This is a genomic window from Lacrimispora sp., assembly GCF_031982545.1.
Classification (GTDB): domain Bacteria; phylum Bacillota; class Clostridia; order Lachnospirales; family Lachnospiraceae; genus Lacrimispora.
On record NZ_DALYXB010000004.1, the window covers coordinates 342,113 to 364,885 of the forward strand.

Annotated in this window: 22 protein-coding genes and 1 riboswitch; of the genes, 1 reads left to right on the plus strand and 21 read right to left on the minus strand. The window is 43.9% G+C overall.

Features of this window, described 5'->3' with window-relative positions; translation table 11 throughout:
* Position 1 precedes the first annotated feature (1 nt).
* From ABS301_RS09205 to ABS301_RS09235, 7 genes are all read right to left on the minus strand, one after another.
* Positions 2-1,330 (minus strand): PTS sugar transporter subunit IIBC family protein, encoded by a 1,329-nt coding sequence (locus tag ABS301_RS09205; RefSeq protein ID WP_349671944.1) that lies wholly within the window; start codon positions 1,328-1,330, stop codon positions 2-4.
* 97 nt (positions 1,331-1,427) lie between these two features.
* Positions 1,428-2,810: a PTS mannitol transporter subunit IIBC gene (locus ABS301_RS09210; protein ID WP_349671945.1), complete on the minus strand. Its 1,383-nt coding sequence runs from the start codon at positions 2,808-2,810 to the stop codon at positions 1,428-1,430.
* Between the two features lie 253 nt (positions 2,811-3,063).
* Positions 3,064-4,251: a methionine adenosyltransferase gene (gene metK / locus ABS301_RS09215; protein ID WP_277409513.1), complete on the minus strand. Its 1,188-nt coding sequence runs from the start codon at positions 4,249-4,251 to the stop codon at positions 3,064-3,066.
* An 89-nt stretch (positions 4,252-4,340) separates the two neighbouring features.
* A riboswitch (SAM riboswitch) is annotated at positions 4,341-4,468 on the minus strand.
* A gap of 109 nt (positions 4,469-4,577) precedes the next feature.
* Complete coding sequence (locus ABS301_RS09220) at positions 4,578-5,501, minus strand: nucleotidyltransferase family protein (RefSeq protein ID WP_349671987.1); 924 nt, start codon at positions 5,499-5,501, stop codon at positions 4,578-4,580.
* 50 nt (positions 5,502-5,551) lie between these two features.
* Positions 5,552-6,844, minus strand: a complete 1,293-nt coding sequence (murA, locus tag ABS301_RS09225) for a UDP-N-acetylglucosamine 1-carboxyvinyltransferase (RefSeq protein ID WP_349671946.1) — start codon at positions 6,842-6,844, stop codon at positions 5,552-5,554.
* Between the two features lie 107 nt (positions 6,845-6,951).
* Positions 6,952-9,426 carry a hypothetical protein gene (locus ABS301_RS09230; RefSeq protein WP_349671947.1) on the minus strand — a complete coding sequence of 825 codons (2,475 nt, stop codon included), beginning with the start codon at positions 9,424-9,426 and terminating at the stop codon, positions 6,952-6,954.
* Between the two features lie 141 nt (positions 9,427-9,567).
* The gene (locus tag ABS301_RS09235) at positions 9,568-10,143 is read right to left on the minus strand and encodes a TetR/AcrR family transcriptional regulator (protein ID WP_349671948.1); all 576 of its coding nucleotides are present in this window, start codon (positions 10,141-10,143) and stop codon (positions 9,568-9,570) included.
* Positions 10,144-10,331: 188 nt separating this feature from the next.
* Here ABS301_RS09235 and ABS301_RS09240 point away from each other — a divergent pair, with 188 nt between their 5' ends.
* Entirely contained in the window at positions 10,332-12,329 is a 1,998-nt protein-coding gene (locus tag ABS301_RS09240; RefSeq protein ID WP_349671949.1) for an oxidoreductase, read from the plus strand.
* A 93-nt stretch (positions 12,330-12,422) separates the two neighbouring features.
* Here ABS301_RS09240 and ABS301_RS09245 read toward each other — a convergent pair whose 3' ends face one another.
* The 14 genes from ABS301_RS09245 to ABS301_RS09310 all read right to left on the minus strand — a co-directional run bounded on the left by ABS301_RS09245 (position 12,423) and on the right by ABS301_RS09310 (position 22,758).
* The gene (locus ABS301_RS09245; RefSeq protein ID WP_349671950.1) at positions 12,423-13,199 is read right to left on the minus strand and encodes a hypothetical protein; all 777 of its coding nucleotides are present in this window, start codon (positions 13,197-13,199) and stop codon (positions 12,423-12,425) included.
* A gap of 78 nt (positions 13,200-13,277) precedes the next feature.
* Positions 13,278-14,198 (minus strand): sugar phosphate nucleotidyltransferase, encoded by a 921-nt coding sequence (locus ABS301_RS09250; RefSeq protein ID WP_349671951.1) that lies wholly within the window; start codon positions 14,196-14,198, stop codon positions 13,278-13,280.
* A 141-nt stretch (positions 14,199-14,339) separates the two neighbouring features.
* Positions 14,340-14,738 (minus strand): ATP synthase F1 subunit epsilon, encoded by a 399-nt coding sequence (atpC, locus tag ABS301_RS09255; protein WP_349671952.1) that lies wholly within the window; start codon positions 14,736-14,738, stop codon positions 14,340-14,342.
* Positions 14,739-14,749: 11 nt separating this feature from the next.
* Entirely contained in the window at positions 14,750-16,144 is a 1,395-nt protein-coding gene (atpD, locus tag ABS301_RS09260) for a F0F1 ATP synthase subunit beta (RefSeq protein WP_349671953.1), read from the minus strand.
* A 68-nt stretch (positions 16,145-16,212) separates the two neighbouring features.
* Positions 16,213-17,067 carry an ATP synthase F1 subunit gamma gene (gene atpG, locus ABS301_RS09265; RefSeq protein WP_349671954.1) on the minus strand — a complete coding sequence of 285 codons (855 nt, stop codon included), beginning with the start codon at positions 17,065-17,067 and terminating at the stop codon, positions 16,213-16,215.
* Positions 17,068-17,082: 15 nt separating this feature from the next.
* Entirely contained in the window at positions 17,083-18,585 is a 1,503-nt protein-coding gene (gene atpA / locus ABS301_RS09270) for a F0F1 ATP synthase subunit alpha (protein WP_349671955.1), read from the minus strand.
* A gap of 33 nt (positions 18,586-18,618) precedes the next feature.
* Positions 18,619-19,167, minus strand: coding sequence for an ATP synthase F1 subunit delta (gene atpH / locus ABS301_RS09275; RefSeq protein WP_349671956.1), 549 nt, complete (start codon positions 19,165-19,167; stop codon positions 18,619-18,621).
* Positions 19,155-19,670, minus strand: coding sequence for a F0F1 ATP synthase subunit B (atpF, locus tag ABS301_RS09280; protein ID WP_349671957.1), 516 nt, complete (start codon positions 19,668-19,670; stop codon positions 19,155-19,157). Before atpF ends, atpH begins: the two co-directional genes overlap by 13 nt.
* 48 nt (positions 19,671-19,718) lie before the next feature.
* Complete coding sequence (gene atpE, locus ABS301_RS09285) at positions 19,719-19,976, minus strand: ATP synthase F0 subunit C (RefSeq protein WP_104433759.1); 258 nt, start codon at positions 19,974-19,976, stop codon at positions 19,719-19,721.
* A gap of 43 nt (positions 19,977-20,019) precedes the next feature.
* On the minus strand, positions 20,020-20,721 hold the full coding sequence (atpB, locus tag ABS301_RS09290) for a F0F1 ATP synthase subunit A (RefSeq protein ID WP_349671958.1): 702 nt from the start codon (positions 20,719-20,721) through the stop codon (positions 20,020-20,022).
* A gap of 48 nt (positions 20,722-20,769) precedes the next feature.
* Positions 20,770-21,171 (minus strand): ATP synthase subunit I, encoded by a 402-nt coding sequence (locus tag ABS301_RS09295; RefSeq protein WP_349671959.1) that lies wholly within the window; start codon positions 21,169-21,171, stop codon positions 20,770-20,772.
* Positions 21,172-21,186: 15 nt separating this feature from the next.
* A complete protein-coding gene (locus tag ABS301_RS09300; RefSeq protein WP_349671960.1) occupies positions 21,187-21,522 on the minus strand; it encodes an AtpZ/AtpI family protein in 336 nt (111 codons plus the stop codon).
* A 271-nt stretch (positions 21,523-21,793) separates the two neighbouring features.
* Entirely contained in the window at positions 21,794-22,078 is a 285-nt protein-coding gene (gene eutM / locus ABS301_RS09305; RefSeq protein ID WP_097003140.1) for an ethanolamine utilization microcompartment protein EutM, read from the minus strand.
* 44 nt (positions 22,079-22,122) lie between these two features.
* Positions 22,123-22,758: a phosphate propanoyltransferase gene (locus ABS301_RS09310; protein ID WP_349671961.1), complete on the minus strand. Its 636-nt coding sequence runs from the start codon at positions 22,756-22,758 to the stop codon at positions 22,123-22,125.
* Between the last annotated feature and the right edge of the window lie 15 nt (positions 22,759-22,773).

Here is a 22,773-nt window from a genome sequence, read left to right on the forward strand (position 1 = left end):
ATTATCCACCTCCCATTAACCAGTTCAGGAGTTCCTTATAACCAGACATATCTGTTAAATTGTCCACCGTAAAGCACGGAATATGAATTTGAGGCAAAGTCCGGGCAAAATCCTTCTGGCAGACAACTGCATCTGCATCAGCCGGAATCCGGTCAGCGGACACATGAAATACCTCTATCCCTGTTAAGCCTTCCAGTCTCAGTCTCTTCTTAAAAAGTGCACTGGCCATGGCGCTGGATCCCATTCCTACATCGCAGACAAAATATATTTTTGCATGTTCCATTCTCATTGGCATCACTTCATCCTTTTGTTCCTTTTCTATATCAGCACATGATTTACCCCTGTTTCCCAGCAGAATCAGGCAGGATACAAGGCAGGCCACAGCGGCGGAAATAAAAATCCCCATAACAATCCCCAGCCAATGCTTTTTATCCGCCATAATCATTATGGTAATGATGCTTCCAGGGGAAGCCGGTCCCAGAAGTCCGCTGCCTGTCATCATGAAACAGTAATTTCCCGCAATGCTTCCGGCTATGGCGCCGGCCAATAACCGGATATCTGACAGGATATAGGGGAAATAAACCTCATGAATGCCTCCCAGAGATTGTATAATAAGGCTGGAAACCATTGTTTTTCTCATATTGGGGTGAACCAGGGCATAAGCAAGAAGAATGCCCAATCCCGGTCCGGGATTGGTCTCCAAAAGAAACAATATGGAACTCTCCTGGGTTTTTAACTGTTCCAATCCCAGCGGCAGAAAAAAGCCGTGATTAATCCAGTTATTAAAGAAAATAATTTTTAACGGCTCTACTATAAAGCTGATAAAAGGGATGATTCCCCTGTCTATCATAAAAGATAAACCATTTCCTAAAAATCCCAACAGCCACTCTGCCTCCGGTATTACCAAAAGATAGGCAGCGCCTCCGGCAAGCAGCCCTAAAGATGCTAAATATAAATTGCTAAAGAGCATCTCAAAACCGGAAGGAATCCAATTTTTGATCCGGTCTAACCCCTTCCTGCATAGAAACCCGGCCATACTGCCTACCATTACAGACAGAATCATGGAAGAGGCAGGCTCTGCCATAACAACAACAGAAGCGGCAAGGGTGCCGGCTAACCCGCCGACCTCCCCGCCGCACACAGTACCTGCCTTATATCCCATAAACACCGGAATCACCAGAGAAGATAAAATTTTGGACATTTCATACAGGTGCTCATTCTGGAATATGCCTGCCGAAAAGGCTGACAGCAGTCCTGCTGTCACAAAAAGAGGTATGCATTCAGCAATCACCCTGCTGTAATACTTCAGTACTTTCCCCGCTAATTTCATCTGTGAAATTCCCCTTTTAAACCCATTATATATTTTTGTAAGTATTATAACATGGTTTACAATCAGATGAAAGGCAGTAGTTTCGCGATGAATTTAACTAATTTTCTTTTAATGATTCCACCAGCTGGTCATATTCCGGAGCTGCCATAAAATTTGTAATCAGAACCAGCTGTGCATCCGGATTGCTGTGAGCCGCACGCTCCTTTAATTCCTTATGGGTTACCACGATCTGGGCATCCTGGGGGATCGAAGATACAGGCGAGTGAACCACTAAAATATCTCCAAATCCTGCTGCTGCCAGCTTTTTTTTCAAGACTGTAGCTCCCATTGCGCTGGAACCCATGCCTGCGTCACAGGCAAATACGATTTTTTTAATATTACCATTATATACCGTTTTGATCTCCGCTGTCTGATTTCCTTTTGACTCCTGCTTCATCTTATTCACCATATCTTTCATTTCATCCAGATCTCCGCTCTTTCCTGTAAACCGGAGCAGAGGAAGTGCCACAAAGAAGGAAACAACAGCAGCTACCGTAACACCTGCCAGGGTACCAAAGTATCCGCCTTTGGGTGTCATTGCAAGAATAGCCAGAATACTTCCGGGAGATGCCGGTGAGATCAGTCCCACACCCAGAATCTGGAAGACAAAAATCCCACTGGCCCCTCCTGCAATCGCCGCCAGAAGTAAAAGAGGATTCATCAGGATATAAGGGAAATAAATCTCATGGATCCCTCCTAAAAAGTGAATGATGATTGCGCCGGGTGCTGAGCTCTTGGCATATCCCTTACCAGCGATACAATATGCCAGTAAAATGCCAAGTCCAGGTCCAGGGTTTGCCTCCAGTAGAAAGAATATGGATTTCCCCACTTCCTCTACCTGCTGGATTCCCATAGGAGAAAGAATCCCGTGGTTGACGGCATTGTTTAAAAACAGGACCTTGGCAGGTTCAATAAAGACGCTTGCCAGAGGCAGCAGTTTATGATCCACAAAGAACCCGACCCCTGATTCCATCACCCGGTTCAAAACCTCTACAACAGGCGCAACTCCCTTTAAGGCAATCGCTGTTAAGATAGCACCGATAATGCCCAGGGAAAAGTTATTAATCAACATCTCAAAACCGGCAGGGATCTTCTTCTCTATTCTCCGATCAAACTGCTTTAGTACCCAGGCGCTGACCGGACCCACGATCATTGCCCCCATAAACATTGGAATACTGGATCCAACGATCACTCCCATGGCTGTGATCGCGCCGATCACGCCGCCCCTCTGACCATAAACAACCGTACCGCCCGTATAGGCGATTAAAAGCGGCAGAAGCATGCTGGCCATAGGAGAAACCAGTGCTCCGATGGCTTCATTGGGATACCAGCCCGTTGGGATAAACAATGCCGTAATCAGCCCCCATGCAATAAATGCACCGATGTTCGGCATGACCATACCGCTTAAAAAGCGGCCAAATACTTGTACCTTCTCTTTCATATTACATACCCTCACTTTATGATATAGTATTTACTGTGTGATCCGTGGAAGGTATGATTGGCCAATCAATTCCTTTTCATAGCCCTATTATAATCAATGTGAACTTAAGATTTCAACACGAAGTAACTGGGATTTGGCGCTAGTTTTAGCGCCAAATATTAAAAACCATAGTCAGCTGTCTGTTTCGCCATAAAAAAAGATGCCGCTCCCAGCTGTATATCAGCTGTCTCGCGGCATCTTTCTCATGTTATAACTATAAATAAGCTTTTAAAAGGGAAACCTTATCAAGCTTCTCCCATGGCAGATCCAAATCGTTTCTTCCAAAATGACCATAAGCAGCAGTCTGCTTATAAATCGGACGGCGTAAATCCAGCATCTTAATAATTCCAGCCGGCCGTAAGTCAAAGTTTTCCCGGACAATCTCAACCAGCTTTTCATTACTTAGTTTACCGGTTCCAAAGGTATCAACCATGATGGATGTAGGGTGAGCAACTCCGATGGCATAGGACAGCTGAATCTCGCACTTATCGGCAAGGCCTGCTGCCACAATGTTCTTTGCAACATAACGGGCTGCATAAGCGGCTGAACGGTCTACCTTGGTGCAATCCTTTCCGGAGAATGCTCCACCGCCGTGACGTGCATAACCGCCATAGGTGTCTACAATGATCTTACGACCGGTAAGACCGCTGTCTCCATGAGGTCCGCCAATTACAAAGCGGCCGGTAGGATTAATAAAAAATTTAGTATGATCATCAACCAGTTCCGCAGGAATGATCTCATCAAATACATATTTTTTAATATCTTTGTGAATCTGTTCCTGGCTGACATCTTCATCATGCTGGGTAGATAATACCACCGCATCAAGGCGAAGAGGCTTGCCGTTCTCATCGTACTCTACCGTCACCTGGGTTTTTCCATCGGGACGAAGATACGTTAACGTTCCGTTCTTACGGACTTTTGTCAGCTGAAGTGCCAGCTTATGAGCCAGTGCAATGGGATATGGCATATATTCTTCTGTTTCGTTGCTGGCGTAACCGAACATCATACCCTGATCTCCGGCTCCGATGGCATCAATTTCTTTGTCTGACATCTTGTTTTCTTTTGCTTCGAGAGCACGGTCTACACCCATAGCGATATCCTGGGACTGTTCATCAAGAGCAACAATCACACCGCAGGTGTCACAGTCAAAACCATATTTTGCACGGTCATAACCAATTTCTCTTACCGTTTCACGCACTACTTTCTGAATGTCCACATATGCCTGGGTTGTGATCTCACCCATAACCATAACAAGACCGGTGGTAGTACAGGTCTCACAGGCTACCCTGCTCATGGGGTCCTGTTTTAACATCTCATCAAGAATTGCATCTGAAATCTGATCACACATTTTATCCGGATGTCCTTCAGTAACGGATTCTGATGTAAATAATAATTTTTCCATGTTGTCATTTCCTCCTCTGCTTTACATGGGGGAATAACAAAAAGAAAAGTCCGCAGCAACGCGGACTTGATTCATATTTGTATCAAATCCTCTTATTGCTCGATTTCTCGCTCAGGTTGGCACCTTCCGGACGTTTCTTATGGTTAAAAACCACAAAACCGACTGGGGTTGCCGTGACTTCACAGATCCTTTGTATCTCCATCACTCTGAATAAGGGATATTACGACTTTTCATTTGTTATTCAATTTTAGCAGTTATGATACCTGCTTTTCCATTTTACTCTAATAACGGGCATATGTCAATAGTCCAGTATTTTTTCTGACAGGTCAGTCCCAAAGCTTTTCGGGGTAAAGACCAGCGGCTTTAAAACCTGCAATTGCGTCCACTACCGTCTGTTTATCTTCCTGATAAGTGACACCATACCAGCGGTCTGTACTCTTTAAAACAGTTACCTCTGCTTTTTCTTCTTTTAGCAGCTCATCTACCACAAAGGGAAGAAAGTATTCACATTTAAGAGGATTCTCTTTGAATTCTTTGTTTAGAAAGACAGGGAACCGTTCTTTTAGTTCCGTTAATATACTTCTGGTAAATCCCCATAAATTCATGGATACAAGCGTATCTTCGGAAAGACCGGTCCAGGTTGCACCATCATCTTCCGTAAACTCCGCCCTCTCTCCATGTTTTTCTATTCTGGTTCTCTCACAGATATCGGTGAGTAATCCATGTTCCGAAACCGTGCATACACCTCTTGCAACATGGCCGTTCTCTGTCAGCGTGTTATAGAGCTTATAGCCAACCATGGAAAACTGGTATTTATTCTCGTCCTGAACCTGGGATAAGAAGTTGAAAACAGATTGAAAAGCACTTTTTCCATAATAATCATCAGCATTAATCACGGCAAAAGGACCATCTATTACTTCCTCACAGCAAAGGATGGCATGACCCGTTCCCCAGGGTTTTACCCGTCCGTCCGGTACCTCAAATCCGTCAGGCAGTTTAAAAAGCTCCTGATAGACATATTCCACCTTTACGTGAGCTGCCATGCGGTCACCGACATGTTCTTTAAACTCTTTCTCAATGGCTTTCTTAATGATGAAAACCACCTTTTCAAAGCCTGCCTCTACTGCATCGTAAATAGAAAAATCAATAATCTTGTTTCCATGGGCATCCACCGGATCAATCTGTTTTAATCCGCCGTACCGGCTGCCCATCCCCGCTGCCATAATAACAAGCACCGGTTTCTTCTTTATTTCCATAGCCCCATCCTCCTGTCAAGCAAAACGGCGGGGGAAGCCCCCGCCTATCCTACTTTTAATTTAAATTTCTGAGCTTCTTTTTCTGAGTCCACTTTTTCAATCATGGCTCCCAGACCCTGAAGCTTATCTTCAAAGCATTCATAACCTCTTTGTATATAACCAATTTCATCTACTACAGTATATCCGTCTGCTGCAAGACCGGCAATCACCAATGCTGCCCCTGCTCTTAAATCAGGTGCGTTCACAAAGGCTCCGGTTAAACCGGTTACGCCGTCAATGACAGCCACGTTGCCTTCCACCTTTACGTTGGCACCCATGCGGGAAAGCTCATCCACATAGCGGAAGCGGTTCTCAAATATACTCTCAGTTACCACACTGGTACCGCCTGCCAGAGCAAGTGTTACTGCCATCTGAGGCTGCATATCAGTTGGAAATCCCGGATAGGGAAGTGTTTTAATATCGGTATGCTTCTGATTGGTTTTCCCTACTACACGGACTGCGTCGTCGAATTCCACCACTTCACAACCCATCTCCAGAAGCTTGGCCGAAATGGCTTCCAGGTGCTTTGGAATAACATTCTTCACCATGACATCTCCCCGTGTAATTGCTGCTGCACACATAAATGTACCAGCCTCAATCTGATCGGGAATAATGGAATATTCTGTACCGTGAAGTCTGGAAACACCTTTGATTCGGATGGTGTCGGTTCCGGCTCCCTTAATGTTGGCGCCCATACTGTTTAAAAAGTTAGCCACGTCTACGACGTGAGGTTCCTTCGCCACGTTCTCCAGAATGGTCTGTCCTTCTGCAAGAGTTGCCGCCATCATAATATTGATGGTTGCGCCTACGCTTACCACATCAAGATAGATATGGCTGGCTACCAGATCAATGGCGTGAACGATTACTGCTCCCCGTTCAATCTTTACGTCGGCACCCAGAGCACGAAAGCCCTTTAAATGCTGGTCAATTGGTCTGCTTCCGATGTTACAGCCTCCTGGAAGAGGAACCTGTGCACTTTTGTATTTGCCAAGCATGGCTCCGATAAAATAATACGAAGCTCTGATTCTGCGGATATATTCATCATCAACCGATACTTCACGGATTGTATGTCCATTAATTCGGACCGTATGTCTGTCTATCCGCTCTACTGTGGCTCCGATTTCCTCGATTGCTTCCAGTAATACGTTAATATCTCTTACATCAGGCAGATTATCAATCAGCACATCCTCATCTGTCATGATAGCTGCTGCAAGAATTCCCAAAGCGGCATTCTTGGCTCCTCCAATGGTCACTTCTCCGACCAGGGGATTACCGCCTTTCATAATATACTGCTCCATTTCACACCTCTGACTATCCTTTTATCTATTACAATTCTCTTAATTTTTAACATTCGCCTTTCATGATTATAACATATCTTACGGATTTGTAAAGAGAACGCATTTTCTTATTCCATTATTACTCCGCAGATAAAATCATTTCCAAGGCCCGAGAAGTAAGCAGAGGCATCATTCAGGCCCATTTTCTGACTATCCTTCGTTTCCGGATTATATAGTGTGACATTATACTGGTCATAGCCTGAGATAAGCACATACCCTCCCTGACCTGTATAGGCGGCAACCGGACACCCCTGGCCGATAAAATAAAGAATCTGATTTAAGGTGGCGCCCCTGGCATCAATCATAAAGACTCCATCCATGACACCATCATCTGCAAAGCCTGACAGATTCCGGTTAAAAGCTGCACCTTTCTTCAATGGATCTTTCATGGTTTTAACAGGAGACCGGTTCACCCGGTTCCACAAAATCTGCTGATTCTGGTCAGTCACAATTCCCATCTTATCATAGGCAAGCTGAAGCGCCTTAATAAAATTTCTGCTGCTTCCCAGATAATGACCTCCTGCATATGCCAGATATCTGTTATCCTGACTTTTAGGCCGGCTCTTTAACTCAACCACCTCGGTCGTTTCATAAGCCACCTTTTTTGGCACTGCAATGGTTACATCCCGGCTGGATGCTTCCTGATCCAGCTGGACAAAATAAATCTTTTTGCGGTCCTCTGAAGCATACCAGCCGATTCCCTTTAATTCTTCATTGGAAATCTCCTGATTGCAGACAATGGTGTCCTGCCTGGAGACCGAATAGGACTGGCTGTCGTTTTTAAGTACCTGGGTTAAGTGAATCCGGCTTCCATCTACGGTCACATCTGCAATATAAGACTGATCCTGTTCATATTTCTTAACAATCGAACCACCTTGATCCATAATCTCAATCCGGTACATGGGAGCATCAAGAACCCTGCCGTTTTGAGACCAGATATCACCGTTTTTCGCTATTCCATATATGAAATCATCGCCTACAAAGCCCAAAGGACGAAAACGGTTGTCCTCTCCTCCGCTGATTTCTCTTTTAATTCCGGTATCCAGATCCATCAGATGAATCACACTGGCACCGAAAACGTCATTTCCTTCCTGCCATGCAAAATGGCGCTCTGTACTGCTGACCGCATAGCCTCCCTCAGAAACAGAATCTGCCAGCACCATATATTCGTTGCTGTTTAAATCAATTCCATAAACAGACCTGCCGGCCATAAGATAGAGCATTCCATTGGTTCCCAAATGAGAAAGCTGGCCCACCTCTTCTTTCAGCATCTCAAAGGATGAGGTGACCGGTGTAAAGAACCGTTCCCCTATGGCATTCTCACCGCTGCTGTACCGGTAGAGAGCGATCCCCATGCTCCCTTCATGTATCCCCCGGTTCATATATCCGTAGACCAGAAAATCCACATCCCCGTTGTCGCTTACGGAAAGAACTTTGATGTCATGCTGGTTATAACCGCTGCGAAGACCATCATCGGTCCCGCTCCGGAATGAAAACACTTTTACTGCATGACCCTGTTTCTGATCGTAGGTCCATAAATCCCGATTTATTCCATAAGCAATACAATTTCCCCCAGGACTTTTCTTTGTCTGCACTTCATCTGCATTGGTGATCCCAAGTGTGATTCGTTTTCCAGAAAACAGTTCTTTCTGTCCGGAGAATATCTGATTGGTATTCCGTTCAAAGTCCATCAGATAAATTCGGCGGCTGTCCCATTTCATCGTATAGGTATCTTCCACCTCATACAGCTCTGAATCGACTCCGTCGCCGGCCCGCTCCACCTGGTACTCCAGACTGACGCTGCACATCACACCCTCCAGATCTTTCAGAGTGGTTCGGATTTCTCCAACCGGTTTCATAGACATTCCTCCCCAGGTGAGCTGGGAAAAACTGGACCGTATGGAAACATGACCGAGAGAACTATTATCCTCCGTATTACTGGTCTCCAGATAAGTGGTCAGATCCCTTGCCTGGTCATAGTTAAATGTCTTTGTTGTAAAATCAACTGCAAAATCAATCATATCCTTCGCATTGGTACTGTCTGTCCACATGATCCGGGTGTAATAATAAAGTGTTCCGTTATCCGAAGTATCCAGCGTAAGAACCAGTATATATTCCTTGTCTTTTGTCAGAAGATTCTGTATGGGAAGAGATGCCTTTACGACTCCTTCTTCCTGGTCCCATTTGCTTAGGCTGGTGCGTTCCACAAGGCGGCTTAAATCAAGACTGCGCACTTCATACTGTATACCGGTTATAGTGCCGTTATAATCTGCAATCCCAAGGTTTAAATTCCGGTCCTGGGGAAGAACAGTAAGAGCCTCCCTTGATACTGTCTGTGCCATATCCTGAACATAGCCATGAAGAAGATTCATCTTTCTTCCGTACATGTCCGCATATACAACAGGAAGGGCTGCCTCATCCATGGAGGTATACACCATAACATCATTTTTTTCTGTATTTCTCTGATTCCACATAAAATAAACTGCGATAGCCATTACGAATACCACAGATAAAATACCAATCTTTTTAGCCAAACGATTCATATAAAACATCCTTTATTTTCCCAGTTTTGATCTTCTTTATTGTAAACAATAATGAACAAAACTACAATGAAAACTTTCTTAAACATTCGTTAAATGGTGAATTTCAAGCCATGATACAACCCCTGATTCAGGATTCATAGTTTATTTATATATTTGATAGAAGTATTTTTTGGCCGCTTCTACCAGATCATACTGTCCTCCTGTTGAACTCCAGTTTACAGCAAGACCTAAGAATGCAGAAGCAAAACAATATGATAATTCTTCTGCTGATGCATTGGGGTCAATCTCCCCTGCTTCCTGTGCCTTATGTGTATATTCGATAACCATATGACGCAATTTGGTCAAATTAGGGTCAAAATTATTTAACTTAAAGCTGAACATCTCGTTTTGCTGTTCTATATCAATTTTAATTAAATTTTTTAATATATCGGTATTTAAATTTGCGATGCCTTTTACAAAGATTTCTTTGACCCTCCAACATTTTTCGAGCCATGTTGTTTCCTCATCAATATCCTCCAGTGAAGTTTTTATATTCTCATCAACTAAAGAGAAGTAATCCAAAAGAAGAGTATTCTTAGACTCATAATGATAATAAAATGTCCTCTTCGTAATTTGGGAGGCTACACAAATTTCATTGATAGTCACATTATCAAAACCATTCTTCATAAAAAGATTAATCGCATTATTTAAAATTGTATGTTTTATATTTTCTATCAAATTTATCCCTCCGGTATTTATAAACCTTTTCAGCAATCTATTTCTTACGCAAAGCATTATATCACACTTTTAATGATAAACAAAATAATCTTTGACAAAATATTGACACATTGTATACCGCGGTATACAATGATAGTATACCGCGGTATACAAAACTAATTATTGCTTATAAGAGAGAGGTGTTTTTTATGAAAGGTGACATTAATGCATTATTTCAGCCTATGAAAATAGGCACTATGGAAGTGAAAAACAGAATAGCGATGGCGCCAATGGGTTTACATTCAAAAAATCCAGACGGAAGCTTTAATCAGGATGCTATTGATTTATACGTTGCACGCGCTAAGGGAGGAGTAGGACTAATTGTAACAACAGGTATTGCCTGTCAAAACAAACTGGATGCAATGCGTGCTACATTAGCTACAGCTGGTGACTCTTATATTGAATCCAACAAAAAGCTAACCGACGAAGTACATAAGTATGGCGCTAAAATTGTACTCCAAATAGCAAACGGCGCCGGCAGAAATCGTAAAGACGGTTTTTTTATGGATAATGATCCTATTTCCTCATCAGAAAATCCCAATGTATGGCATCCCGAAATTATGCATCGTGCATTAACAACAGAAGAAGTTCAATTTCTAATACAATCTTATGCCGATGGTGCTTATGTGGCAAAAAAAGCAGGCTTTGATGGGGTGGAGGTTCATGCGCTTCATGAAGGATACTTAATGGATCAGTTTTCTATGGAATGTACCAATCGTCGTACAGACCAATATGGCGGAAGCCTAGAAAACAGGCTTCGCTATGCTACAGAAACAGTACAGGCTATAAAGGAAAAATGCGGAAAAGATTTTCCGGTTTTAATAAGATACAGTGTTAAGAGCTATATGAAAGGATTTGGCATTGATAAAGGTGCTCTTCCCGGGGAGGACTATGTAGAATATGGACGTGATTTAGAAGAGAGTGCTAAAATAGCAAAGATTCTTCAGGATGCTGGTTACGATGCTTTAGATTCAGACAATGGAACATATGAATCCTGGTATTTTGCACACCCTCCGGTATATATGCCAAAAGCCTGTAACCTGGCTGATGCACAGTATATAAAGAAATCTGTTACTATTCCTGTAATATGTGCAGGTAAAATGGATGATCCTGAAATATCAGCGGAAGCGGTTGCCAGTGGAAGCATTGATGCTATTTCTATTGGTCGGGCACTTCTTGCTGACTCGGAATGGGTAAATAAAGTACAAACCCAGCATTTTGATGATATCAGACCCTGCATCGGATGTCATGCAGGCTGTCTGGAGAGATTTTTCTCTGGTAAAAATACGTCATGTGCAATTAATCCCCAGGTTGGCCAGGAAAGAAAAGATGAAATTAAGCCTGCTGATGTGAAAAAGAATATCATGGTCATCGGCGGCGGTATAAGCGGTATGGAAGCTGCAAGAATCAGTGCACTCAGAGGCCACAAAGTGGATTTATACGAACGTACAGATAATCTCGGCGGTGTTTTCATTCCTGCTTCTTCTATGAGTTTTAAAGAAGAGGATAAAAAGTTAATACAATGGTATGTGAAACAGCTGAAAGATACTGGTGTAACTGTTCATATGAACACAGAAGTGGATGAAAACACCATTCAGGCTTCTAATCCAGATTCTATTTTTGTTGCAACCGGTTCTACTGCAAGAAACTTAAATGTAGAAGGAGCAAATTCCGAAAGAGTGATCACTGCAGTGGAGGCATTATTGGAGGCTAAACCCATTGGTGATAAAGTGGTTGTTATAGGCGGAGGACTTACTGGCGTTGAAATTGGCTATAGTCTGACAAAAGATAAAGATAAACAAGTGGAAATACTGGAAATGTTACCTGAAATTCTACAAGTACAGGGCTTAAATTCTGCCAATAAAACCATGCTCCAGAATCTTGTATCAACTTATAACATTGGTATTCATACCAATGCAAAAGTTATTGAAATAACATCAAAAGGTGTTAAGTTTGAAGAAAACGGCACCGTTATTGAATTAGAAGCCGACACAATTATCACAAGTATCGGATACATCAGTGATAAATCTTTATACGAAGTAATAAAAGATTGTGGTGCAGATGTACATCTGATTGGAGATTCCTCAAAAGTATCAAATTTAATGGGAGCGGTTTGGGATGCATATAAAATTGCACAGTCAATTTAAAAAATTTGTTATTCTGAAAAAAAGATTATGAAATAAAGAGCGTGCTGCAAAACCATTTATAAAAACAGTTTGCAACACGCTCTTTTAAATTACCTATCTGCACCGTCCGGAGTTACATCTTCTTCGGTGCATTTCATTCAGAAGCAGTACTGACACAATATCCCCCAGCAGACCATTGCCCTGAGGCGGTCCGGGATTTGCTCCCCAATAAGGCGGCTTCGGGCCTGGTCCTGGCCCCCAGTAAGGTGGTTTCGGGCCTGGTCCCGGACCCCAGTAGGGTGGTTTCGGGCCTGGGCCTGGTCCTGGACCCCAGTAAGGGGGTCTTGGTCCGGGTCCCCAGTAAGGTGGTCTTGGTCCGGGTCCCCAGTAAGGCGGCCTCGGTCCGGGCGGCGGTCTCCAGCCAGGAGGATTTGGTCCGGGCGGGCCCCAACCGGGAGGCCCCCATGTGGAGTACCTGTCATTAAGTTCGGCTTTTTCTAACTCCTCATTTTCCCAATCCGCAGGCTCTTGCTGCATCTGCGCTGCCGTCTCAGTCTTTTCATTGTTCCCCATCAGCAATTCGTCCGTTATGGTTCCTTCTTCACGAATCTTTGCGCAAATGGAATCACAAACCTGATGAATCAACAGACGATCGGGGAATTCATCGTACATTGGGCTGTCTTTATAATCCAGGTGATCACATGCGGAAACGACGTATTCCTGCAGACGTTTCATATGTCCCGGGTACATTCCCTGTAAATATTCCAGATCCTTTGCAATGATATCCTTCGGCTCCAGAGAACTTTCCCTGATGCTCCTGTCACCATAAAGCATGTATGGGGGCAGGCTCTCATTATCCTCTCCATAAGTATAGTCCGGATTGCCTGGCACGGTTGTTATCACTCCCTGCTTTTAGCTTATACAACACCATTCTATGCGGAGAAGTATAAAAAAGTTCGGATATTGCCATTAAAAAAGACGTTCTGGATAAATTCCTTTTGAAACCAGATCTTTGATCGCCGCTGAAACAGCTGGTTTATCTTCTTTATAAGTTACTCCAAACCATTTATCTCTGGTCTCCAATACATGTACTCTGGCTTTATCCTGGCTGATCAGCCGGTCAATAATCTTAGGAAGCAGATATTCGGATTTGATGTCCCCTTCCTTCAGGGTCTCTAAAAATGTCGGAAATCCATGCTCCAGTTCCATTAAAAATGCAGGTGAAAGTCCCCACATATTCATGGATACGTTCTGATCCAGAGAAACCTTAACCGGATCACCCCCATCATCTCTTCCACGAGCTTCGCCTCCGTCCATAATGAGTTCATAGGTCTCCGTCACTTTCTCTAAGACACCGTCAGACCCCACCTGACATACTCCTCTGGTCACACCTCCGTTTTCGCTTAAGGTATTGCCCAGGATAAACCCGCTCATGCACAGATCAAATGGTCTGGCATCCGGATCCATCTGGTTCACCAGATAATCATGAATCTTTACAAACCCTTCTTTTCCATAATAGTCATCTGCATTGATTACCGCAAACGGCTCCTGTATCACATGTTTCGCACACAGAATTGCCTGTCCTGTTCCCCAGGGTTTGGTTCTTTCTTCCGGCTTATGAAAGCCCGCCGGCAGATCATCAAGTTCCTGGAACGCATACTCCACCGGTGCGATCTTTTCAATCCGGTTGCCAATAATCTCTTTAAAATCCTGTTCCAGATCTTTGCGGATGATAAATACAATTTTGTTAAAGCCTGCATTCAAAGCATCATAAATGGAATAGTCCATTATGATCTCGCCACTGGGTCCAACTGGTTCCAGCTGTTTGATTCCGCCGCCAAACCGGCTCCCGATTCCGGCTGCCATAATAACTAATGATGTTTCTTTCATAATACATTCTCCCTATTTCGTTTTATCTGTTCCATAGTATAGCATAATTTTGGCAGATAATCCACATTCAGGGGCATTTCCCCCTCATTCTTCCACAAAAAAGGGACTCAAACCAGTTAAATCGGTTCAAATCCCTTTTTGTTATTTCGTAAGCGAAATTCTTACCAGTGCCTTTTTCAGCGCTGTTTCCGCTCTTACTATATCGATTTCTCCGCTCTGCTCTTTCAAGCGGCGTTCTGCACGAACCTTTGCCTCTTCCGCACGGTTTATATCGATCTCCTCCGGCCACTCAGCCACTTCAGCCATAATAACAATTTTCTCCGGTAAAATCTCAAGAAATCCAGACATCAGAGCAGCTTCTTTTATGCCGCCAGCTTCGTGAATTTTTAAGATTCCCGGTGCTACAATAGCCGTCATTGGAATATGTCCCCGGTATACACCGATTTCACCTTCAGTCGTAGTGAGTTCTACCATGGAGGCCTCTCCCTCATAAAACTTCCGTTCGGGAGTTATGATCTGCAGTTTGAATAAATCAGCCATCTTCCTACCCCCTATTTTTTCACGCGGGCAAGAACGTCATCGATGCTACCTGCATTTAAGAAATAGCTTTCTGGTATATTATCATGCTTTCCTTCCAGAATCTCCTTAAAGCCCTGAATGGTATCAGCAAGAGGCACGTAACGTCCCTCCAGACCGGTAAACTGGCCTGCAACGAAGAAAGGCTGGGATAAGAATCTCTGAATCTTTCTTGCACGTGCAACTGTCAGCTTATCTTCCTCAGAAAGCTCATCCATACCAAGCATGGCGATGATATCCTGAAGCTCTTTGTACTTCTGAAGAACTTCCTGCACACCACGGGCAACACGGTAATGCTCTTCACCCACTATACGGGGATCAAGAATTCTGGATGTAGATCCAAGGGGATCAACTGCGGGATAGATACCAAGCTCTACGATGGAACGGTCAAGAACCGTGGTTGCATCAAGATGAGCGAAGGTATTAGCCGGAGCCGGGTCAGTTAAGTCATCTGCAGGCACGTAAACTGCCTGAACAGAGGTGATAGAACCGTTCTTCGTTGATGTGATACGCTCCTGAAGTGCACCCATCTCTGTCTGAAGAGTTGGCTGATAACCAACAGCTGAAGGCATACGTCCAAGAAGTGCGGATACCTCAGAACCTGCCTGGGTAAAACGGAAGATGTTGTCGATGAATAAAAGAACATCCTTACCACCCTGGTCACGGAAATATTCTGCCATGGTAAGTCCGGTCAGACCCACTCTCATACGTGCGCCCGGTGGTTCGTTCATCTGGCCAAATACCATGGTTGTTTTATTAATAACGCCTGATTCCTGCATTTCGTGATATAAGTCATTTCCTTCACGGGTTCTCTCGCCAACTCCCGTAAATACGGAATATCCGCCGTGCTCTGTGGCAATGTTACGGATTAATTCCTGAATTAATACGGTTTTTCCAACTCCGGCACCGCCAAACAGTCCGATCTTACCGCCCTTCTGATAAGGACAGAGAAGATCAACTACTTTGATTCCGGTCTCCAGAATTTCCGTTTCCGTTAACTGCTCCGCAAAGGTGGGAGCTGGTCTGTGAATTGGGAAATACTCTTTTACTTCCGGTGCTGGTTTCTTATCGATTGGATCACCCAGAACGTTAAAGATACGTCCCAGAGTTTCTTCTCCAACCGGCACGGTAATAGGAGCGCCTGTTGCTGCAGCTTCCATACCACGTACCAGTCCATCGGTTGTGCCCATGGCGATACATCTTACGGTATCATCGCCAAGATGCTGGGATACTTCTACAACCAGTCTGCCGCCGTCTTTTGTGGTAATATCAATGGCTTCATTGATGTCCGGCAGCTTGCCCTGGCTGAACTTGATATCCAGTACGGCACCGATGATCTGGGTGATCTTACCAATATTTTGTTCTGCCATCTTGTTTCTCCTTTATTTATATTTCATTGTTTATTAAGGAAGTTCGGCTTGCTTCACTTACCGAACAGTTATGATATTGCATTGGCACCGGCTATAATTTCGGTAAGTTCCTGGGTAATGGAACCCTGTCTTGCCCTGTTATAAATCAGCCCAAGCTCTTCTATCATATCTTCCGCATTATTGGTCGCAGAATCCATGGCAGTCATTCTGGCTCCGTTCTCACTGGCTACAGCCTCTAATAAAGCGCCGTAAATCAGACTGCTCATATATTTGGGAATAATGGAATCCAGAACCTCATCTTCATTCGGCTCATAGTTCATAAGCGCCAGATCCGTTTTTTCACTTCCCTCTGCCATCTCAACAGGAAGAAGTTTTTTTAAGGTAGGGATCTGTGTCACTGTATTTTTAAATGAAGTATAAACCAGATAGATCTCTCCAATCCGGTTTTGTCCGAATGCATCCAAAAGCTCCATGGTTATGTCAGCAGCATCGCGGTAAATAGGCTCATTAATCACTTCGGAATAATCCTGAGCAATGTGATAGCCCTTTTTACCAAGTGATTCCTTGCCTTTTCGTCCGATCGCATAGATATCCGTAAGCTCCGGTTCTAACCGTTCATCCTGAAGGACAAGCTTTGCAATGTTGCTGTTGTATCCGCCGGCAAGACCCCTGTTGGAAGTAATCACTATCACTGCCTTCCGTTTGGAATCACCTGCCTTTAAATACTTATGCTCAATTGCTCCGGACTTTCTAAGCATGGAGTTTATGGTATCGTACATCATATCATAATAAGGCTTGGAAGCTTCCGCTTTTGCTCTGGATTTCTGCAGTTTAACGGTAGATATGAGTTTCATGGCTTTGGTAATCTGTTCGGTACTTTGAATACTATCTCTTCTTCGTTTGATATCCCTTATGGATGCCATGATTTTCACCTGCCTTTAAAAAACACCTGCTTTGCACTCATTGATCGCTTTCACCAACAGTTCTTCTGTCTCAGGTGTAATCTGTTTTGTTTCACGGATACTTGCAGGAATCTCAGAATATTTGCTGTCAATAAAGCTTCTTAAAGCCTTCTCAAAGTCGAGGATTTTCGCTGTTGGAATATCCAAAAGCAGTTTTCTCGTGGCTGCAAAGATAATGATGATCTGATATTCAACCGGAATTGGCTGATACTGACCCTGCTTTAATACTTCCCTGATTCTCTCGCCCTGTGCCAGCTGCTCGGTTGTCTCCTTGTCAAGCTCGGAACCAAACTGGGCAAAGCTTGCAAGTTCTCTGTACTGAGCCAGCTCCACACGGATGGGAGCGGCGATCTTTTTCATCGCCTTAATCTGAGCAGATCCACCAACTCGGGATACGGAAAGACCTGCGTTGATCGCAGGACGGAATCCTGAGTTAAACATCTCTGTCTCCAGATAAATCTGACCATCTGTGATGGAAATAACATTGGTCGGAATGTAAGCCGATACATCGCCTGCCTGAGTCTCAATAATCGGAAGTGCGGTTAAGGAACCTCCGCCTAACTCATCGGAAAGTCTGGAAGCACGTTCCAGAAGTCTGGAATGAAGATAGAATACATCTCCAGGATAAGCTTCACGGCCCGGCGGTCTCTTAAGAAGAAGTGACAGGGTACGGTAAGCTGCTGCATGTTTACTTAAATCATCATAGATAACAAGCACATCTCCACCATTCTCCATCCACTCTTCTCCGATTGCGCAGCCGGAGTAAGGTGCGATATACTGAAGAGGAGCTAAGTCGGAAGCAGTGGATACCACGATGGTGGTGTAATCCATAGCGCCGTACTCTTCCAGTGTTTTAACGATAGTCGCAACGGTAGATGATTTCTGACCGATGGCTACATAGATACAGTGCACGCCCTGTCCCTTCTGATTAATGATGGTATCAAGAGCTATGGCTGTCTTTCCTGTCTGACGGTCCCCGATAATCAGCTCTCTTTGGCCTCTTCCGATGGGGATCATGGCATCAATCGCCTTAATACCGGTCTGAAGCGGGGTGTCTACTGATTTTCTGTCGATAACGCCGTGAGCAACACGCTCAATTTTACGGAACTTGTCTGTCTGAATCGGTCCTTTTCCATCGATCGGCTGACCAAGGGCATTGACTACACGCCCGGTCAGAGCATCTCCTACCGGAACCTCTACCACTCGTCCGGTAGTTTTTACTGTATCGCCTTCACTGATCGCGCCGGCACCAAGTAAAACTGCACCAACGTTGTCTTCCTCCAGGTTGAGAACCATGCCGTAGATTTCTCCTGGAAATTCCAGAAGCTCTCCCTGCATTGCATTCTCAAGACCGTGAATACGGGCAATACCGTCCGCTACCTGAATGACTGTACCGACATCAGAGACTTCCAGCTTCGTTGAATATCTTTGAATCTGTTCCTTGATGACGGAACTGATCTCTTCTGGTCTTAAATTCATTAAGGTCTGCACCTTCTTTCTGCAAAGTTTCTGTTACGATATCTGCAGCTTTGACAAGCTGCGGCGCAGCTCATAAATCTGCGTCTTAATACTGGAATCCACTACCCGGTCACCGATCCGGATCACCAGACCTCCGATAATGGAAGGATCAACCTGATAAACCATCTCAAATTCCTGATAGCTGGTTGTACCAAGCAGTTTCCCCAGAAGCTGGGCTTTCTGTTCCTCTTTTAATTCCACAGCACTGGTCACATAGGCCACGCCGATTTTTTTATATTCTTTGACAGTGTTTATAAAGTACTCACAGATTGCATTGATTTCCTTTTGTCTGCCTTTTTCGACAATGACTGTCAGGAACCCCATGAGAGTTTCCGATACCCGTCCGCCGAATACTTCCTGAATAATTCCGTTTTTTTCTTCCTTGCCTATCTTCGGATTATCAAGAAGTCCTGCAAGATCCTGATTATTAACAAAGACTGCCTGCAGGCTTTTTACTTCCTCGAACAAAGCGTCCACTTCCTGTCGTTCCAGGGCTTCCTCAAACAATGCATCACCGTATACTTTTGATACTAGCTTTGCCATGTGCTCTCACCCATCTCTTTCAAGGTTTCATCAATAAGAGAGTCCTGTGTGGAAGTATCGATGGATGCTGCCACGACTTTGCCGGCCATGACAGATGCGATGGATATGATCTGTTCTTTCATATCATCAAGCGCTTTCTTTCTCTCCAGTTCCACTTCACGATTTCCTCTCATAACAATGCGGTTCGCTTCTTCCCTGGCTTCTGATAAAATCTCTGCCTCACGCTGCTTTGCTCTTTTTCTTGCATCCTCCAGAATCTCTTCCGCCTCTTTTCTGACTTCTAAAAGTCTGGCCTCGTATTCTTCCTTCATTACATGAGCTGCTTCTTTATCTTCTGCAGCGCTTTTCAACTCTCCTGCAATTTTTAACTTTCTATTTTCCAGAGCATTGCGCACCGGATTAAAAAGCTTATAGGATAAAGCAAAAAACAGAAGGAATACGTTAATACCAGTGATAAACGCATCGAAAAGCAGCTGTGGGTCAAATCCCAATAATCTGTCCAAGGTTTCGCCTCCTCTCGCTCTTTCTTTTTATTCCTGCCAGACCTCTGTTTAGCTGAATGGCTTTAAGAACATGAGAATAGCGGCAACTGCGAAACCATAAAGACCGGTTGTCTCGGCAACAGCCTGTCCTAAAAGCATGGTAGATGTAATATCAGACTTTGCGCCCGGATTACGTCCTACTGCTGCAGCTGCGTGTCCAGCTGCGATACCCTGTCCAACACCAGGTCCGATACCTGCGATCATGGCAATACCTGCACCGATTGCTGAGCAACCGTAGATAAAATCCTGTCCTGAAATTCCGTTCATAGATAAAATCCTCCTGAATTAAAATAATTAGTAATTTGTTTGATTAATCCAACTTATCATTTACATATACCATGGTCAGCATACAGAACACATAAGTCTGTATACAGCCTGAGAATAAATCACAGTATACATGTAAAAATGATGGGATACCGATCTTGACGAAGATTGGCATCATCCCATACCACAATCCCATGATTACAACTCCTGACATCATGTTACCAAACAAACGGAGCGCCTGGGATAATGGGTTTGTAATCTCTCCGATTAAGTTAATCGGAAATAAAACCACAAACGGCTGTGCTAGACTTGTAAGATGCCCGATTCCGTGGTTCTTGATTCCCTGGTACTGAACGATGCAGAATGTGAATACACCGAGCATAAATGTGACACCAAAGTCTCCGGTTGGGGTTCTAAGCCCGAATAAACCGCTGATATTACAGAATAAAATAAAGAGAAAGATTGTTCCGATATAATTGACAAACTTCTTCGCATTATGCCCCATGGTTTCCTTCACCAGCTTATCCAGTGATTCCACCATCAGTTCCATGATATTCTGAAATGTGCCCGGCACTTCTGTCGCTCGTTTCATCTTCCGGTCCGTAACAAATGCTAGAATCAAAATCGTGATTGTAATAATGCTAAGACCGATTTCTGTTGTAGTTACCCACAGATCCTGCCCGAACGCGTGAAACTTTGTAACACCTTTGATCATAAAGTCCACATTACTGGCATTCGCAATGACCATACGCTATAGCCTCCTTTCTTCAAAAATAATACACAAGACCGCAGAAAATTACCTGTTGTTATCCTTGCGGGATGCAATCCTGTGAATGACAGGCTGCAAGAATGCTCCTGCTTTGAGTCCAAGGACTCCGATTACTACTGCTACCGGATTAAACCGATCTGAAAACCAATTAATGACTATTACCAATATGGCAATAAGCAGCAGATAACGGACCGCTGCACTGACTATTCCCCGTTTCTGAACGGTTCTGGGATCCTGGGATTTCATCGATCGGTCAAGCACCAGTGCCATGGAAAGAAACATTGCAAGAGCAAGTACCATTCCCAGAAGCAGACCTGCAAATACGGAGACTCTGGGGTATAAAAAAAATGACCCCAGCAAAAGCACCGCAGTAAAAATCACAATCCCTGCTGAAACCTCAACAATCAAATTCTTTGTTGCTTTTTCCATTACAAGTCCTCCTGCTTATTTTAGCTTCTCGTCATTGCTCTTTTTTATACGGCTTGGCTGCTTGGGTTTACTCACCATGGTCTTTGTTGCTCTTTGACTCTCCATGCGTGCTTTCCGATCCTCTTCCTTTTCTTCCCTCTCATTCATGGCAAGTGTGGCTTTCGCAATCTTATATGCATTCCGACCACCCGCCAGAAAGCCAACAACAAGGAATAACAGCAGCAACTTAGTTCCTGCATACCGGTCGAAATAGTAACCGGCAAGAATACAAACGAATACAGGCACCATCACACTTAACCCCAGTTGGGTTACCATCAAAAGACTTCTCATTACACTTTTGTTATGTCGCATGAATTCACCTGCCTTCTGCCTCCTGCACATATAATAAATATTATACCTAATAAATTTCGCTTTGTCTATTATATACGGAAATTTAGCTCGTTTTTTATTAAACATGTATAATAAATCAGTAATTGTACATGAATAAAGTATGGAAATGCTTTAATATTTGTAACCAACAAAAAACATTATTATTCTACATATTATTTACGAAAACTGTAAAAAAACACCCGGTTCTCATCTGGAGGAAACCAGAGAGAACCAGGTGCTTTCATTATGACAATTAGATTTCTTTTGCTGCAGGAAGAATTGTTTCAACTTCTGCATGTGGACGAGGAATTACATGTACGGAAACCAGTTCGCCTACACGCTGAGCTGCTGCTGCACCTGCATCAGTTGCTGCCTTAACAGCTCCAACATCGCCTCTTACCATAACAGTTACAAGACCGCCGCCTACGAACTCTTTACCAATTAAAGTTACGTTAGCTGCCTTAACCATTGCATCTGCTGCCTCGATGGATCCAATTAAACCTTTAGTCTCGATCATTCCTAATGCATCATATTTCATTTTTAAATCCTCCTGGGTTTTTATAATTAATTTTTAATAGTTCCCTATTTAACAATTGTTACCTTAGATGAACCGGTAAGGCCCATAGCATTGGCTTCTTCCGTGTCTAAGTGACATTCTAACGAGGAAGTCTCTGTTACGCGGATTGCCACGTTGTTAAAGATTCCTCCACGGATGCCCTCTGTTTCAATTTTAACTGTCTCACCATCATGTACGCTGAACTTTAAAGCGTCAGCAGGTGACATGTGAATATGTCTCTGGGCAATGATTAAGCCCTCTTTTGTCTCTACGGTTCCTTTCGGTCCTACCAGTGTAATCCCTGGTGTTCCTGCCAGTTCGCCGGACATTTTAGGTGTTGTATTTCTGCCAAGTTTAAAGCAGTCGGCAGCCAGAATTTCTACCTGGGTCTGCTTTCTTACCGGTCCTAAAATGCGGACTTTTTCAATGGCTCCCTTGGGACCGCATACCGTTACCATTTCCTTGCATGCATACTGTCCGGGCTGTGATAACTCTTTCATGTTGGTCAGCTGGTAGCCTTTTCCAAACAGAGTATCTAAATCTTCCTGAGACAAATGCACATGGCGATTGGAAACGCCTACCGGAATCGTCAGCTCGTCACTGCCGGATTCTGATTTTACAGCATCCATTAAGAGCTTGATTACCGCTTCATACTTATCCATTGCTGTTCTCCTTTT

Bases quoted from the DNA above. Each gene is read 5' to 3' on its own strand.
- ABS301_RS09205 (WP_349671944.1), bottom strand. From the start codon at position 1,330: ATGAAATTAGCGGGGAAAGTACTGAAGTATTACAGCAGGGTGATTGCT.
- ABS301_RS09210 (WP_349671945.1), bottom strand. From the start codon at position 2,810: ATGAAAGAGAAGGTACAAGTATTTGGCCGCTTTTTAAGCGGTATGGTC.
- metK (WP_277409513.1), bottom strand. From the start codon at position 4,251: ATGGAAAAATTATTATTTACATCAGAATCCGTTACTGAAGGACATCCG.
- murA (WP_349671946.1), bottom strand. From the start codon at position 6,844: ATGGAGCAGTATATTATGAAAGGCGGTAATCCCCTGGTCGGAGAAGTG.
- ABS301_RS09230 (WP_349671947.1), bottom strand. From the start codon at position 9,426: ATGAATCGTTTGGCTAAAAAGATTGGTATTTTATCTGTGGTATTCGTA.
- ABS301_RS09240 (WP_349671949.1), top strand. From the start codon at position 10,332: ATGAAAGGTGACATTAATGCATTATTTCAGCCTATGAAAATAGGCACT.
- ABS301_RS09250 (WP_349671951.1), bottom strand. From the start codon at position 14,198: ATGAAAGAAACATCATTAGTTATTATGGCAGCCGGAATCGGGAGCCGG.
- atpC (WP_349671952.1), bottom strand. From the start codon at position 14,738: ATGGCTGATTTATTCAAACTGCAGATCATAACTCCCGAACGGAAGTTT.
- atpD (WP_349671953.1), bottom strand. From the start codon at position 16,144: ATGGCAGAACAAAATATTGGTAAGATCACCCAGATCATCGGTGCCGTA.
- atpG (WP_349671954.1), bottom strand. From the start codon at position 17,067: ATGGCATCCATAAGGGATATCAAACGAAGAAGAGATAGTATTCAAAGT.
- atpA (WP_349671955.1), bottom strand. From the start codon at position 18,585: ATGAATTTAAGACCAGAAGAGATCAGTTCCGTCATCAAGGAACAGATT.
- atpH (WP_349671956.1), bottom strand. From the start codon at position 19,167: ATGGCAAAGCTAGTATCAAAAGTATACGGTGATGCATTGTTTGAGGAA.
- atpE (WP_104433759.1), bottom strand. From the start codon at position 19,976: ATGAACGGAATTTCAGGACAGGATTTTATCTACGGTTGCTCAGCAATC.
- atpB (WP_349671958.1), bottom strand. From the start codon at position 20,721: ATGGTCATTGCGAATGCCAGTAATGTGGACTTTATGATCAAAGGTGTT.
- ABS301_RS09295 (WP_349671959.1), bottom strand. From the start codon at position 21,171: ATGGAAAAAGCAACAAAGAATTTGATTGTTGAGGTTTCAGCAGGGATT.
- ABS301_RS09300 (WP_349671960.1), bottom strand. From the start codon at position 21,522: ATGCGACATAACAAAAGTGTAATGAGAAGTCTTTTGATGGTAACCCAA.
- eutM (WP_097003140.1), bottom strand. From the start codon at position 22,078: ATGAAATATGATGCATTAGGAATGATCGAGACTAAAGGTTTAATTGGA.
- ABS301_RS09310 (WP_349671961.1), bottom strand. From the start codon at position 22,758: ATGGATAAGTATGAAGCGGTAATCAAGCTCTTAATGGATGCTGTAAAA.